This window comes from Methylobacterium sp. J-059, assembly GCF_022829485.1.
Classification (GTDB): domain Bacteria; phylum Pseudomonadota; class Alphaproteobacteria; order Rhizobiales; family Beijerinckiaceae; genus Methylobacterium.
The window spans coordinates 76,830-91,102 of sequence record NZ_JAKSYA010000063.1; the positions used below are offsets into that span (position 1 = coordinate 76,830).

A 14,273-nucleotide genomic window follows, 5' to 3' on the forward strand; every position below is an offset into this window, starting at 1 on the left:
AAGGCCTGGTGAATCGGGCCCGGCCGCGTGGAAGCGTGGTCAACGGCGCCTTAAAGCGCGCGGTCGAACTTCAGCTCGCCGTTGGGGCTCTTCAGCACGAGCTGCGAGCCGACCATGTCCCACTGCGCCGCCGTGCGGAGCGCCACGAAGTAAGCCTGCTCGGTCGCCTGGAGGCTCTTGTCGCAGGACTTCTTGGTGAGGGCGAGCGGGCCGACCGCGAGGTGCTGCTCCTTGAGCGGGAAGGCTGTCGCCGCGAAGGTGTTGCAGCCGCCGTAGCCGCGGGCGCGGTACTGCTTGTCGATGATGAAGCTCGGCCGGTCGGTGCCGCCGAACGGCTTGCCGTTGATGCTCACCGCGGTCCAGGTCGAGTCCAGCGGAAACACCTTCTCGGTCTGCTTGGCGCCGGGGATGTACTGCTCTTTCTTGTCCTCGCCGCCGGGCCGGCGGTTGCCCTTGCCGAAGCCGCTGATCGAGTTCTGCGCCCTCGTCTCGGTCGCCGTGGTGAGAACCAGCGCACCGGCGGCGCAGGCCAGAGCGGCGATCAGCATCGGTTTCATGGTACGCCCCTTGTCCCTCGTTTCCGGTGCGCCACCCTCGGGATGCCTTGGAGGCATTCGGGAGCCCGTGCCTGGGCCCGTGGCGGCGCGCGGAAGCGCCAATGCGATAGGATTTCAGCACAATTGTGGTCAAGGCGGCCGCAGGCGGGCTTTTGTCGGCGTCCCGCGCGAAGTTCGCCGGCCCGTCCGCAGGATTCGGGGCCGTTCGCCGGAATTCTGAAACGATCCGCGTTCCGCTCCGTTGTCACGCACCGGATGGCGGTCGGCCAGATCGGCGAATCGAGGAGAGTTCGGCTTGGCGGGATCTGACGAAGGTGGGCAGAGCGGCGCTGCCCCGAGGCCGTTGAGCCCGGTCCAGTCGCGGGCCGCGCGGGGGCTGCTCGGCTGGTCCGAGGCCGACCTGGCCGCCAAGGCCGGGCTCGATGCGGGCTTCGTGCGCGACTTCGAGGCCGGCACCGGCGATCCGCCCTCGGGCCAGGTCGAGGTCCTGCGCAGCGCGCTGATGACGGCCGGCGTCGCCTTCAGCGAGGACGGCAGCTCCGGCGTCCGGCTCACGCAGACCGGCGGCGAGGGCACCCGGCTCGACGCCCTGACCACCGAGAACGACCGCTGACCCGGACGCGGCGGCGCCGTCGGCCCCCGCGCTCCCGTGCCGCCTATGCGGCGACACCGCGTCGGCTCAGGATCGCACGATCCGAGGGCGCGGGGTGCGGGCGATGGCGGACCACAAGGCCGAACTCCGCGAGACCCTGCGCAAGATGGAGGTCGCGACCGGCGAGGCGGCCGCGGCCTGCCTTCCGCGCCTCGTGGCCCGGCTGCGCCACCACGAGACCCGGCTTCCCGGTCATCCGCTGATCCGCCCGTGGCGACGCTGGCGCATCCGCCGCCTCGCCGATGCCGTCGAGGAGGCGCGCTGGCACGTCGAGCAGGGGCGGCTCGCCCGGATGGGCGGGCTGTCCGGCCGCCGCTAGGCCGATCTTGCGGACAGGGCCGCCGCTCGTGCAAAGGGATGCCACGAGTGCGCCGCACCATCCGGAGACAACGCCCGTGACCGCAGACAACCCGCGCCGGCCCGACCACGCGGTCGATCCGATCTTCGTCGATCGCCGCTCCCCCCGCCTGTTCACCGGCGAGGCGGTGCCCGAGGCGGAGCTGATGCGGATGTTCGAGGCGGCGCGCTGGTCGCCCTCCTCCTACAATTCCCAGCCCTGGCGCTTCCTCTACGCTCTGCGCGACGACGCGAACTGGGAGACGTTCTACGGCCTGATCCTGCCGGGCAACCAGAAATGGGCAATTGGCACCGGCGCACTGGTGTTCCTCGTCTCCAGCGAGCGCATGAAGGTCGGCGACGAGCTCAAGCCGGCGGGGAGCCATGCGCTCGATGCCGGCGCCGCCTCGCTCGCCTTCCAGCTCCAGGCCAACCGCCAGGGCTGGCACGTCCACGGCATGGGCGGCTTCGACCGCGCGCGGGCGCCGGGCGTGCTCAACGTGCCGGAGCACCACACCATCCAGGCCGCCTACGGCGTCGGCCGCGCGGTGGCGCCGGAACACCTCGACGACGAGCAGCGTGCCAAGGAGGCCCATAACGGCCGGCGCCCGATCACCGACTTCGTCTTCTCCGGCGGCTTCCCCGCGACCGGCGGCTAGACGCGGGTGGACGCGCCCGAGGCCGGCTTCCGCTGGGACATCCCGGCCCGGTACAACATCGGCGTCGACGTCTGCGACCGCTGGGGCACCTCCGAGCCGGAACGCCCGGCGATCCTGGAGGTCGCCGCCGACGGCACCGTCGCGACCACGACGTTCGGGCGGCTTCGCACGGACTCGGATCGGCTCGCCGGAGCGCTCGCCGGCCGCGGGATCGGCCCGGGCGACCGCGTCGCGGTGCTGCTGCCGCAATCGGCCGCCGTGATGGTGGCGCACGCCGCCGCCTACAAGCTCGGCGCCATCGCGCTGCCGCTGGCCGGCCTGTTCGGCCCGGAGGCGCTGGCCTACCGCCTCGCCGACTCCGGCGCGCGCGCCTGCATCACCGACGCGGCCGGGCTGGCCAAGCTCGAGCCGATCCGCGGGCAGCTGCCGGAGCTGTCCCTGCTGGTCTCGGTCGACGGCGCCTCGGGCGACGCGCCCGGCCTCGCCGACCTGCTCGCGGCCGCCGCCCCCGACTTCTCGGCCCACGACACCGGCCCCGACGACCCGGCGTTGATGATTTACACCTCCGGCACCACGGGACAGGCGAAGGGCGCCCTGCACGGGCACCGGGTGCTGCTCGGCCACCTGCCCGGCTTCGACCGGATGCATGCCTTTCCGCCGCGCCCCGGCGACCTGATGTGGACGCCCTCGGACTGGGCCTGGGCCGGCGGCCTGCTCAACGTGCTGATGCCGGCGCTGCGCCACGGCGTGCCGGTGGTGGCCCGCGCCGCCCGGTTCGAGGCCGACGCCGCCTTCCGGCTGATCGAGCGCTTACGGATCACCAACGCCTTCCTCGCGCCGACCGCCCTGCGGATGCTGCGCGCGGTCGAGGCGCCGCGCACGCGCTACGACCTCTCGTCGCTGCGCAACGTCGCCTCGGCCGGCGAGGCGCTCGGCGCCGACACCTATCGCTGGGCGGAGGACGCGCTTGGGCTCGCCGTCGGCGAGGCCTACGGGCAGACCGAATGCAACCTCGTGCTCGCGGCCGCGCCGGCGGAAGGGATCGGCCGGGCGGGCTCCGCCGGCAAGCCGGTGCCGGGCCACCGCGTCGCGATCCTGCGGCCCGACGGCAGCGAGGCCGGCACGGACGAGCCGGGCGAGATCGCCGTCGCCCACCCCGATCCGGTGATGTTCCTGCGCTACTGGAACCAGCCCGAGGCGACCGCGCCCAAGTTTTCCGGCGACTGGATGCTCACCGGCGACCAGGCCCGGCGCGACGCGGACGGCTACGTCCACTTCGTCGGCCGCGACGACGACCTGATCACCTCGGCGGCCTACCGGATCGGCCCCGCCGAGATCGAGGCCTGCCTGTGCGCCCACCCGGCCGTGGCGCTCGCCGCCGCGGTCGGCAAGCCCGATCCGCTGCGCACGGAGATCGTGAAGGCCTTCCTCGTCCTGCGCCCGGGCTACGCCGCCTCGCCGGCGCTCGCCGACGAGATCCAGGCCTTCGTGCGCATGCGGCTCTCGGCCCACGAGTACCCGCGCGAGATCGCCTTTCGCGACGCCCTGCCGATGACCACCACCGGCAAGATCATCCGCCGGGCGCTGCGCGACGCGGAGTGAGGCGGATGCCCTCCCTCCCCCCTCTGCGGGGGAGGGAGGGCCTCGCGTCAGCGAGGGTCGGGAGAGGGGAGCGACCTCTCTGGACAGCGCGCTCCCCTCTCCCGACCCGCTTCGCGGGCCACCCTCCCCCGCAGAGGGGGGAGGGCAGAGCACTGTCGAGACTTCAGCGGCTTCCCCGGACGGGGTTTCGCCTCACACGAACAGCCGCTCGCCCTGCAGGTCCTTGTACAGCCCCGCCACCTGCTCGCCGTAGCCGTTGTAGATCAGCGTCGGGACGCGGGTGTCGGTGCCGAGCACGCGCTCGCTCGCCTGGCTCCAGCGCGGGTGCGGCACCGCCGGGTTGACGTTGGCCCAGAAGCCGTACTCGGACGGGCCGAGCGCCTCCCAGAAGGTCTTCGGCCGCTCGGCCACGAACGAGACCTTCACGATCGACTTGATCGACTTGAACCCGTACTTCCACGGCAGCGCGAGGCGGATCGGCGCGCCGAACTGGTTCGGCAGCGCCTTGCCGTAGATGCCGGTGGCGACGAAGGCGAGGTCGTTGCCGGCCTCCGCCATCGTCAGCCCCTCGACGTAGGGCCACGGGTAGAAGGTGCGCTGGCCCGGCGCCATCTTGCGGTCGAGGAAGGTCGTCAGCTGGACGTACTTCGCCCCCGAGGCGGGCTTCGCCAGCGCCACGAGCTTGGACAGCGGGAAACCGGTCCATGGCACCGCCATCGACCACGCCTCGACGCAACGGTGGCGGTAGAGCCGCTCCTCCAGCCCGATCTTGCGGATCAAGTCCTCGACGCCGAGCTCGAACGGCTTCTCGACGAGGCCGTCGATCTTGATCGTCCACGGGCTGGTCTTGAGCGCGTCGGCGGCCGGCAGCACGGTCTTCGAGGTGCCGAACTCGTAGAAGTTGTTGTAGTCGCCGCTGAAGGCCTCCGGCGTCAGCGGGCGGTCGAGGGCGTAGGCGTCGTTGCGCTTGGCCGGATAGGGCCCCGTGTCGGCGAAGGCCCGCCCGCCCAGCATCGCCGCCGCGGCGAGCCCGGCGGAGCCGCCAAGCAGCGCCCGCCGGTCGAGGAACACGGATTCCGGGGTAACGAGGTGCTCGGGAATCTCCCAGCCGCGCAACCGCTTGATCAGCATCGTCGTCTCCGCACTGTCCTGCCCGCCACGTGTCGCGACCGTCCCCTCGAGGGGCCGGTGGACCGCTGCGCGCGTCTTGTTCGCCGTCTACGGCGGAGGGGTTACCTCCGTTTCGGACACGGTCGGCGGCGCTTCGTCGCGGAGCATCCGGCGCAGGACCTTGCCGACGTTGGTCTTCGGCAGGCTCTGGTGCAGCACGACCCTGCGCGGCACCTTGTAGCCGGTGAGCTGGGTCCGGGCATGCGCGCGGATCGCCTCGGCGGTGAACGCGGGGTCGCGCAGGACGACGTGGGCCACCACCATCTCGCCGGTCTCGGCGTGGGGCGCGCCGACCACGGCGCATTCGAGCACGCCGGGATGGGCCGACAGCACGTCCTCGACCTCATTCGGGTAGACGTTGAAGCCGGAGACGAGGATCATGTCCTTCATCCGGTCGACGATCCGCACCTGTCCGTCCGCCTCCATCACGGCGATGTCGCCGGTGCGGAAGAACCCGTCCGCGGTGGTCGCCGCGGCGGTCTCGTCGGGGCGCTTCCAGTAGCCCTTCATCACCTGCGGCCCGTGCACGCAGATCTCGCCGGGGGTGCCGGCGGGCACCGGCATCCCGTCCGAGCCGCGGATCGACACGTCGGTCGAAGGCAGCGGATAGCCGATCGTGCCGGACCACGTCGCGAGGCGATACGGGTTGACGCAGACCACCGGCGAGGTCTCCGACAGGCCGTAGCCCTCGATGATGGTCTTGCCGGTGATCGTTTTCCAGCGCGCGGCGACCGCGCTCTGCACCGCCATGCCGCCGGCCACCACGTAGTCGAGCTGCGAGAAGTCGACCGTGCCGATCTTCGGGTGGTTGTTCAGCAGGTTGAAGAGCGTGTTGACGCCGGAGAAGTGGGTGAACCGGGTCCTCGACAGCGTCCTCACGAAGCCGTCGCCGTCGCGCGGGTTCGGGATCAGGAGGCAGCTCCCGCCGGTGCGCATGAAGAAGAAGAAGCAGCAGGTCAGCGCGAAGATGTGATACAGCGGCAGCGCCGTGACCATCACCCGGCCGGGCTCGTCGAGGCCCTCGAACCAGACCTCGCTCTGGACGACGTTCACCATGATGTTGCGGTGGGTCAGCATCGCCGCCTTGGCGACGCCGGTGGTGCCGCCGGTGTATTGCAGGAAGGCGAGGTCGTCCTGCGTCACGGCGGCCTTCGGCGCCGTCAGCCCCCTGCCCTGACGCATCACCGCGTCGAGCCGCACCGCCTTGCCCGCCGGCAGGACGAAGGGCGGCACCGCCTTCTTCAGGTGGCGGGAGGCGAGGTCGATCACCCGGCCCTTGAGCCCGAGGCCGTCGCCCGGACCGGCGAGCACCACGCGGTCGAGGGCGATCCCGGGCAGCGCCTCGGCGACGGTGTGGGCGAAGTTCTCGAGCACGAACAGGATGCGGGCGCCGGAATCGTTGAGCTGCGCCGACAGCTCGCGTGGCGTGTAGAGCGGGTTGATGTTCACCACCGTGCCGCCGGCGACCAGCACCCCGAAGATCGCCACCGCGTAGGCCGGCACGTTCGGCATCATGATCGCGACGCGGTCGCCCCTGGCGAGGCCCTGGGCGGCGAGCCACGCGGCGACGGCACGGCTGGCGCTCCCGAGCGCGGCATAGGATATCGAGGAGCCGAAGCACGTCAGCGCCGGCCGGTCGGCGAAGCGCGCCGTGCTGATCTCGAACAGGTCGACGAGGGTGCCGAGGCTGTCGGCGTCGATCTCCGCCGGCATGCCCGGCGGGTAGGCGGCGAGCCATGGGCGCGGTGCCCGGCTGTCCTGGATCACGGCGTTTCTCCATCGCGCGCGGCATTCGCGGCCACGCTTATCGGCTTTGTGCGTTCGCTCCCCTTGGCCCGGACTGTGGGGGATCGCTCCGCCCGCGGCAAGCAAGCGCCGGCGCCGAGGGTCCGCCGCGGCTGACAGCGCGGCCGTTATGGTGCGGCGATGCGGGTGCGCAGGCGGAAGGCCGAGACGACGGCGTGCGGCAGGGCGGCCGCCAGGACCAGGAGCGCGGCGATGCCGGCCTCCCGCGCGGTGAACGCCCGGTGCGGCCACGGCCCCGCGCCCTCGCTCCTCGCGAGCCCGAGCAGGGCGGCTGCGAACCACAGGGAAAGGACGCTGCAGAAGGCCAGCCCGATGCGGGCGCGCCAGCCGTCGCGCGGGCGGAGGCGCCCGCTCGCGAGCCAGCCGAATAGGCCGAGGATCGCGCCGAAGGCGATCGCCCCGACCGCGGCCCCGAGGGCGTAGGCGAGCCAGAGCGGCTGGCCGGTCAGGAACGCCATGCTGCCGCTGCCGTAGGCGCCGCGCAGGATCACGCCGCCGAAGGTCGGGTACGACCCGGCCGCCAGCAGCGCCGCGATCCCGACGGCGCACCAGGCGACGCGGCGCGGCAACCCGGCCGGCCCCGGCGCCGCGGCCGTCGCGACGAGGCGGGCGACGCCGTAGACCAGGGCGAAGGCGAACAGGGGATAGCTGTCGAGGAAGAACCCGTAGGCGCGCGGCGCCAGCCAATCCGGCAGGTCGGAGCGCTGGCTGATCCCGGCCGCGGCGACGAGACCGAGGCAGAGCAACGCCGCCGCCACGGGTGCGGCCGCGAGGGTTGTCCTGCGCATCGGGCGCTCCGCCGTGACGCGGCCGGGCCGCTACTTCGCCTCGTAGTGGTCGCGCACCAGCCGGTCCAGCAGGCGCACGCCCCAGCCGGCGCCCCAGCTCTTGTTGATCTCGCTCGCGGTCGAGGACATGCCGACGCCCGCGATGTCGAGATGCGCCCACGGCACGTCGTTGACGTAGCGCTTGATGAAGGCCGCCGCCGTCGCGGCGCCGCCGTGGCGGCCGCCGGTGTTCTTCATGTCGGCGAACTTCGAGTCGATCGCCTTGTCGTAGGCGGGGATGAGCGGCATCCGCCAGACCTTCTCGCCGACCGCCTCGCCGGTGGCGTGGATCTTCGCCGCCAGGTCGTCGTCGTTCGAGAACAGGCCGGCGATGTCCTGGCCCAGCGCCACGATGATCGCGCCGGTGAGCGTGGCGAGGTCGATCATGAACTTCGGCTTGTAGGCGCCCTGCACGTGCCAGATCACGTCGGCGAGGACGAGGCGGCCTTCCGCGTCGGTGTTGATCACCTCGATGGTCTGGCCCGACATCGAGGTGACGATGTCGGACGGCCGGTAGGAGGCGCCGTCGGGCATGTTCTCGACGATGCCGATGGCGCCGACCACGTTGACCCGCGCCTTGCGGGCGGCGAGCGCGTGCAGGGTGCCGACGACGGCGGCCGCGCCGCCCATGTCGCCCTTCATGTCCTCCATGCCGCCGGCCGACTTGATCGAGATGCCGCCAGAATCGAACACCACGCCCTTGCCGATGAAGGCCACCGGCGCCTCGCCGGCCGGGCCGCCGTTCCAGCGCATCACCACGACCCGCGGCTCGCGCACCGAGCCCTGCGCCACGGCCAGCAGCGCGCCCATGCCGAGCTCGCGCATCCGGGCCGGCTCCAGCACCTCGACCTCGACGCCGAGCCTGGTCAGCTCGGAGGCGCGACGGGCGAACTCTTCCGGCGTCAGGACGTTCGGCGGCTCGTTGATCAGGTCGCGGGCCAGCGTCACGCCTTCGGCGACGGCGGTGCTCGCCTGCGCCGCGGCCTCAGCCTCGGCGTGGCCGGCGAGCATCAAGGTCAGCGTGGTCGCGGCCTTGGTGTCCTCGGCATCGGGCTTCTTCTTGGTCTTGTAGCGGTCGAAGCCGTAGCTGCGCAGGCGCGCGCCGAGGGCGAAGTCGGCGGCGTTCGCCGCCGCGATCGCGGCGTTCGGCCAGTCGAGCACCACGCGCGCCTCGCGGCCCGAGACCTTGCCCGCGGTGAAGCCGCCGAGAACCGGCCAGTCGATCTTGGCGCGGTCCTTGTCGGTGCCGAGGCCGACCACCACCAGCCGATCGGCGTCGACGCCGGCCGGCGCCGGCAGCACCAGCGCGCTCGAGGCCCGCGCCTTGAACTTCTCGCTGCCGGCGGCGCGGGCGATCAGGTCGATGCCGCCCTGGCCGAGCGCATCCCGCGCGCCCGCGCCGAGCACGAGGTCGTCGCCGACGAACACCACGAGGTCCCCGGATCCGCCCCGGCCGAGGGGGGCGAAATGGATGGTGATGCCGTCCGACATGGCGTTGCCTTCTGCCCTGTTCCGCTGTCACGAGCGTGCTCGACAGCCGCACGCCCATCGGTGCCCTGTGTAGCCGGTGAGGCGGAGAACGCAACGCGACCCGGGCGCCCTCGAAAGGCCCCAGTTCACGCGCCATCGGAAAGGACGGCCGGGCGATCCGGCGACGGGGCCCCAGACCGTGCGAGCGGGCGCGGCGACGGGCGGGCATGGCGGAAGTAGGGGTTCGATGACGCAGATCGCGCGCTACATCTTCCGCATCGCGCTCGGGGCCTTCCTCGCCTGCCTCGTCGGCCTCACCGGCACGATCTGGGTGACGCAGGCGCTGCGCGAGCTCGACCTGATCACGGCCAAGGGCCAGACCGTGCTGGTCTTCCTGTTCATCACCGGCCTGTCGCTGCCGACCCTCGTCGTTGTGATCGCGCCGGTGGCCCTGTTCATCGCCGTCGTCTACGCGCTCAACCGCCTCAACGGCGATTCCGAGCTGATCGTGATGTCGGCGGCCGGGATGAAGCCGCGCGCGATCCTGCGGCCGTTCCTCACGCTGGCCTTCGCGGTGAGCGCGCTGGTCGGGTTCGTGACCATCGTGGTGATGCCGGCGAGCTTCCAGGAGCTGCGCGACGTGATCACCCGCGTGCGCGGCGACTTCATCGCCAACGTCGTCAAGGAAGGGCAGTTCACCCAGCTCGACAACGGCATCACCTTCCACTTCCGCGAGCGCGGCCCCGGCGGCGCCCTGCTCGGCCTGTTCATCCAGGACCGGCGCGAAGCCGGCAAGACCAAGGTCTATCTCGCCGAGCGCGGCAACGCGATCGACGTGGACGGCGGCAGCTACCTCGCCCTGCAGAACGGCAGCGTGCACCAGCAGCAGAAGGATTCGCGGGACAGCTCGATCCTGACCTTCGAGCGCTACACGATCGACCTCGCGGCCTTCGCGCCGCCCGACGGCGACACGGTGTACAAGCCGCGCGAGCGCTCGACCGCGCAGCTGCTCTTCCCCGACAAGACCGAGGGCTACTTCCAGCTGCAGAAGGGCCGCTTCCGCGCCGAGCTGCACGACCGGCTCTCGGCCTGGCTCTACCCGCTCGCCCTGGTCTTCATCGCGTTCGCGGCGCTCGGCGACCCGCGCACCACCCGACAGGGCCGGGCCGGCGCGGTCGCGAGCGCGGTCCTCGCGGTCATCGCCCTGCGCATCGCCGGCTTCACCGCGACCAGCGCGGCGACCCGCAGCGCCGGGGCGGTGGCGGCGATCTACGCGGTGCCGCTGCTGGCGATCGCGCTGTCGTCGCTGATCATCTTCCAGGGCCCGGCGGTGCGCGCCCTCAACGGCCGCCTCGCGGCCGCGGTGCGGGGGCGGTTCCGCGCGCCCCGCCTCGCCGCCGGCTGAAACCGCATGCTGATCGGGTTCACCCTCGGGCGCTACTTCGCGGCCCGCTTCGCGCGCACCGTGCTCGGCGTGTTCATCACGGTGTTCGCGCTGGTCTACACCCTCGATTTCGTGGAGCTGCTGCGCCGCGCCGGCGACGCGGAGGGCGCGTCCACAGGTTTGATGGCCCAGCTCTCGCTCTACCGCACGCCCGCGGTGGCCGAGGGCGTGCTGCCCTTCGCCGTGCTGTTCGGCTCGATGGCGGCCATGCTTCAGCTCTCGCGCAAGCTCGAGCTGGTGGTGGCGCGCGCCGCCGGGATCTCGGCCTGGCAGTTCCTGCAGCCGGGCTTCTTCGTCGCCCTGGCGCTCGGCGCCTTCACGGTCGGGGTCTACAACCCGGTCTCGGCGATGATGAAGCAGCGCTCGACCGAGATCGAGGCGAAAATCTTCGCCAAGTCGACCAAGGCGTCCTCGGGCAAGGACCTGTGGATCCGCCAGAAGAGCCTCGACGGCGGCGCGATCATCCGCGCCGAGACCGCGATCGAGGGCACGACGACGCTGGCGGGCGTGCAGGTCTTCACCTTCGACGATGCCGGCCTGTTCGTCTCGCAGATCGTCGCCGCGCGGGCGAGCCTGCACGACGGCTACTGGGAGCTGACCGACACCCGGGTGCTGACGCCGGGCAGCCCGCCGGAGGCCTTCGGCACCTACCTCATCGCCTCGACCCTCGATCCGAGCCAGGTGCGCCAGCGCTTCACCCCCCCGGAATCCGTGCCTTTCTGGCAACTACCCGACACCATCGCACGCACCGAGCGGGCCGGGTTGGATGCGACCCGCTACCGTCTCCAGTATGATGTGCTGTGGGCCCGGCCGATCCTCTTCCTGGCCATGGTCCTGGTGGCGGCAACCGTTTCCTTACGGTTCTTCCGCTTTGGTGGTGTGGGAAAGCTGGTGCTCGGAGGGGTCGCCGCGGGGTTCGCCCTGTACGTCGCCCGCCAGGTGATGGAAGGCCTCGGAGCCTCCGGGATCGTCGCGGCGCCGGTGGCGGCGTGGTTCCCGGCCGTGGTAGGAAGCCTTCTCGGTACGCTCACGCTTCTGTACCAGGAAGACGGCTGACGCCCGCTCTCCGGAGCGGGCACGGGAGACGGACGTGGACGGAAACGTGGCGGCGGGCGTCAGCGGAGTTGGGACAGGCGTTGCGTAAGGTCGCCGACATCGCGAAGGTCCTCGGGCTGCTGGCGCTGCTCTGCGCCGGCACGTCCGTCGGCGGTGCCGTGCCCGCGGGCGCCCAGGGCCTGCCGGGCGGCAAGCCGGTCGCCGGCAAGCCCGTGGCCGGCAAGCCCGGCGATAAGCTCCTCGTCGAGGCCGACGAGCTGATCTACGACAACGACAAGAACACCGTCACGGCGCGCGGCAACGCCGAGCTGCATTACGGCCCGCGCACGCTGCAGGCCGACCGCGTCCGCTACGACCGGGCCTCGAGCCGCGTCTTCGCCGAGGGCAACGTCCGCCTGACCGATCAGGACGGCGCCGTCGTCACCGGCGAGAAGATGGATCTCACCGACGACTTCAAGAGCGGCTTCATCGACAGCCTGCGCATCCAGCAGACCGTGGAGCGCAAGGGCGAGACCATCCGCACGCGCTTCTCGTCGCCGCGCGGCGAGCGGCTGGAAGGCGAGCAGACCAGCTTCGATTCCGGCACCTACACCGCCTGCGAGCCGTGCCGCGACCACCCGGAGAAGCCGCCGCTGTGGCAGGTGCGCGCCGCCAAGATCATCCACAACAACGAGACCCACACGATCTACTTCGAGGACTCGACCGTCGAGATCGCCGGGATCCCGGTCGCCTACCTGCCGTATTTCGAGTCCGCCGACCCGACGGTGAAGCGCCAGAGCGGCTTCCTGACCCCGCGCTTCATCAACACGACGGCGCTCGGCACCGGCCTGACGGTGCCGTACTTCTTCAACCTCGCGCCGGATTACGACCTGACGCTGTCGCCGTCCTTCCTGAGCCGCCAGGGCGTGCTCGGCCAGGGCGAGTTCCGCCAGCGCCTCGACAACGGCAGCTACAACCTGCGGGTCTCGGGCATCTTCCAGACGACGCCCTCGGCCTTCCTGCCGGGGCCGATCGGCGCGGGCGACCGCGACTTCCGCGGCTCGATCGAATCGAAGGGCCGGTTCTACATCAACGACCGCTGGCGCACCGGCTGGGACCTCGTCGGCGTGACCGACAAGTGGTTCCTCGACAACTACCGCATCCGCAACCAGTCGATCACGACGGACTACTTCCGCGAGGCGGTATCGACCGCGTACCTCACCGGCCAGGGCGACCGCTCGTACTTCGAGATGCGCGGCTACTACTTCAAGGGCCTGTCGAGCTTCGATTGGCAGAAGGAGCAGCCGCTGGTCCTGCCGGTGATCGACTACGACAAGCGCATCAACGGCCCGGGCGAGCTCGGCGGCGAGGTCCGCTTCCAGGCCAACATCACCAGCCTGACCCGCGAGGCGACGGACTTCCAGGGCCTGCCGCGCACCGGCACCTACCTGTTCAGCCCGAGCGTCAACGGCATCAGCTACCCGCTCTACGAGACCTGCACGACCTTCAACCGCAACACCTGCCTGGTGCGGGGCCTGGCCGGCACGGACACCCGCGCCTCGGCGCAGCTCTCCTGGCGCCGGACCTTCATCGACGACCTCGGCCAGGCGATCACGCCGTTTGCGTACCTGCGCACCGACGCGTTCTTCGTGAACCCGAGCCTGTCGGGCTACCAGAACGCCCTGGTGCCGCAGATCGCCTCCGTCGACGACGGCTTCTCCGGCCGGGTGATGCCGGCGGTCGGCATCGACTACCGCTATCCCTTCGTCAGCGATTTCGGGCCGCTCGGCGTCCACACCCTGGAGCCGATCGCCCAGGTCATCGCACGGCCCTCCGAGACCCGGATCGGCCACCTGCCGAACGAGGACGCGCAGAGCCTCGTCTTCGACGACACCTCGCTGTTCCAGTGGGACAAGTTCTCCGGCTACGACCGGGTCGAGGGCGGCGTGCGCACCAACCTCGGCGCGCAGTACTCGGTCGTCACCGCCTCGGGCTGGTACGCGAACGCGATGTTCGGCGAGTCGATCCAGCTCGCCGGCGTCAACTCGTTCCGCCGCGGCGACATCGCCAATGTCGGCCTCGATTCCGGTCTGGAGAGCACCGCCTCCGACTTCGTGGGCCGCTTCCAGGTCTCGCCGAACCAGAACATCAGCCTGATCACCCGCGCCCGCTTCGACCACGCGGACTTCAAGGTGAACCGCTTCGAGACCGGCGTCACCGCGCGCTTCGCGCCGTTCCTGCCGCTGTCGCTGTCGGCGTTCTACTCGTACTACGAGGCGCAGCCGCTGCTCGGCTTCAGCCATCGCCGCGAGGGCATCACCGCGACGGCGACCTACAACATCACCCCGAACTGGTTCGTCACCGGCTCGGCGCTCGTCGACCTGACGCACTACCTCGACACGCGGACGCTCTATTCCGAGGCGCTGGCGAGCTACATCGCCAACCCGGTAGGCACCCTGCCGACCTACCAGAACCCGGGCCGGTTCTACCTGTCGGGCATGAGCGTCGGCGCCGGCTACCAGGACGAGTGCACCACGGTGTCGCTGAACTACATCGTCTCGCCGATCGCCACCGTGACCGGCGTCGCCGAGCGCAACCAGACCGTGCTGCTGCGCGTCGAGCTCAAGACCCTCGGCGAGGCCGACCTGCGCCAGAACGTCGGCACCGCCACCACCGCGGACGGCATCGCCTCGGCGCACTGAGCGCGGGAGCGGG

At 71.2% G+C, this 14,273-nt stretch carries 12 protein-coding genes; 7 read left to right on the forward strand and 5 right to left on the reverse strand.

From position 1 onward, the window contains the following. Positions 1 to 50: 50 nt before the first annotated feature. Entirely contained in the window at positions 51 to 557 is a 507-nt protein-coding gene (locus MKK55_RS07100) for an META domain-containing protein (protein WP_147727014.1), read from the reverse strand. A gap of 343 nt (positions 558 to 900) precedes the next feature. Here MKK55_RS07100 and MKK55_RS07105 point away from each other — a divergent pair, with 343 nt between their 5' ends. The 4 genes from MKK55_RS07105 to MKK55_RS07120 all read left to right on the forward strand — a co-directional run bounded on the left by MKK55_RS07105 (position 901) and on the right by MKK55_RS07120 (position 3,806). Next, positions 901 to 1,170, forward strand: a complete 270-nt coding sequence (locus MKK55_RS07105) for a multiprotein-bridging factor 1 family protein (RefSeq protein ID WP_147841634.1) — start codon at positions 901 to 903, stop codon at positions 1,168 to 1,170. Positions 1,171 to 1,273: 103 nt separating this feature from the next. After that, entirely contained in the window at positions 1,274 to 1,528 is a 255-nt protein-coding gene (locus tag MKK55_RS07110; protein ID WP_147729894.1) for a hypothetical protein, read from the forward strand. Between the two features lie 76 nt (positions 1,529 to 1,604). Beyond that, on the forward strand, positions 1,605 to 2,204 hold the full coding sequence (locus tag MKK55_RS07115; protein ID WP_243933311.1) for a nitroreductase family protein: 600 nt from the start codon (positions 1,605 to 1,607) through the stop codon (positions 2,202 to 2,204). A gap of 6 nt (positions 2,205 to 2,210) precedes the next feature. Beyond that, positions 2,211 to 3,806, forward strand: a complete 1,596-nt coding sequence (locus tag MKK55_RS07120; RefSeq protein WP_243933920.1) for an AMP-binding protein — start codon at positions 2,211 to 2,213, stop codon at positions 3,804 to 3,806. A gap of 192 nt (positions 3,807 to 3,998) precedes the next feature. Here MKK55_RS07120 and msrP read toward each other — a convergent pair whose 3' ends face one another. The 4 genes from msrP to MKK55_RS07140 all read right to left on the reverse strand — a co-directional run bounded on the left by msrP (position 3,999) and on the right by MKK55_RS07140 (position 9,100). After that, complete coding sequence (gene msrP, locus MKK55_RS07125) at positions 3,999 to 4,937, reverse strand: protein-methionine-sulfoxide reductase catalytic subunit MsrP (RefSeq protein WP_243933921.1); 939 nt, start codon at positions 4,935 to 4,937, stop codon at positions 3,999 to 4,001. An 87-nt stretch (positions 4,938 to 5,024) separates the two neighbouring features. Further along, entirely contained in the window at positions 5,025 to 6,743 is a 1,719-nt protein-coding gene (locus tag MKK55_RS07130; protein ID WP_243933922.1) for an AMP-binding protein, read from the reverse strand. A 146-nt stretch (positions 6,744 to 6,889) separates the two neighbouring features. Continuing rightward, entirely contained in the window at positions 6,890 to 7,570 is a 681-nt protein-coding gene (locus MKK55_RS07135; protein ID WP_243933923.1) for a hypothetical protein, read from the reverse strand. Positions 7,571 to 7,600: 30 nt separating this feature from the next. Continuing rightward, on the reverse strand, positions 7,601 to 9,100 hold the full coding sequence (locus MKK55_RS07140; protein ID WP_243933284.1) for a leucyl aminopeptidase: 1,500 nt from the start codon (positions 9,098 to 9,100) through the stop codon (positions 7,601 to 7,603). 226 nt (positions 9,101 to 9,326) lie between these two features. Between MKK55_RS07140 and lptF the strand changes: the two genes are divergently transcribed. The 3 genes from lptF (at position 9,327) to MKK55_RS07155 (ending at position 14,260) form a co-directional block, all read left to right on the forward strand. Beyond that, positions 9,327 to 10,484, forward strand: a complete 1,158-nt coding sequence (gene lptF / locus MKK55_RS07145) for an LPS export ABC transporter permease LptF (protein WP_243933925.1) — start codon at positions 9,327 to 9,329, stop codon at positions 10,482 to 10,484. 6 nt (positions 10,485 to 10,490) lie between these two features. Then, positions 10,491 to 11,579: an LPS export ABC transporter permease LptG gene (lptG, locus tag MKK55_RS07150; RefSeq protein WP_147841626.1), complete on the forward strand. Its 1,089-nt coding sequence runs from the start codon at positions 10,491 to 10,493 to the stop codon at positions 11,577 to 11,579. Positions 11,580 to 11,659: 80 nt separating this feature from the next. After that, positions 11,660 to 14,260 (forward strand): LPS-assembly protein LptD, encoded by a 2,601-nt coding sequence (locus tag MKK55_RS07155; protein ID WP_243933926.1) that lies wholly within the window; start codon positions 11,660 to 11,662, stop codon positions 14,258 to 14,260. The last annotated feature ends 13 nt before the right edge of the window (positions 14,261 to 14,273 follow it).

What these genes read in the sequence shown, in the direction of transcription:
- lptF (WP_243933925.1), top strand. Translation starts at nt 9,327, where the DNA reads ATGACGCAGATCGCGCGCTACATCTTCCGCATCGCGCTCGGGGCCTTC.
- MKK55_RS07140 (WP_243933284.1), bottom strand. Translation starts at nt 9,100, where the DNA reads ATGTCGGACGGCATCACCATCCATTTCGCCCCCCTCGGCCGGGGCGGA.
- msrP (WP_243933921.1), bottom strand. Translation starts at nt 4,937, where the DNA reads ATGCTGATCAAGCGGTTGCGCGGCTGGGAGATTCCCGAGCACCTCGTT.
- MKK55_RS07110 (WP_147729894.1), top strand. Translation starts at nt 1,274, where the DNA reads ATGGCGGACCACAAGGCCGAACTCCGCGAGACCCTGCGCAAGATGGAG.
- MKK55_RS07100 (WP_147727014.1), bottom strand. Translation starts at nt 557, where the DNA reads ATGAAACCGATGCTGATCGCCGCTCTGGCCTGCGCCGCCGGTGCGCTG.
- lptG (WP_147841626.1), top strand. Translation starts at nt 10,491, where the DNA reads ATGCTGATCGGGTTCACCCTCGGGCGCTACTTCGCGGCCCGCTTCGCG.
- MKK55_RS07135 (WP_243933923.1), bottom strand. Translation starts at nt 7,570, where the DNA reads ATGCGCAGGACAACCCTCGCGGCCGCACCCGTGGCGGCGGCGTTGCTC.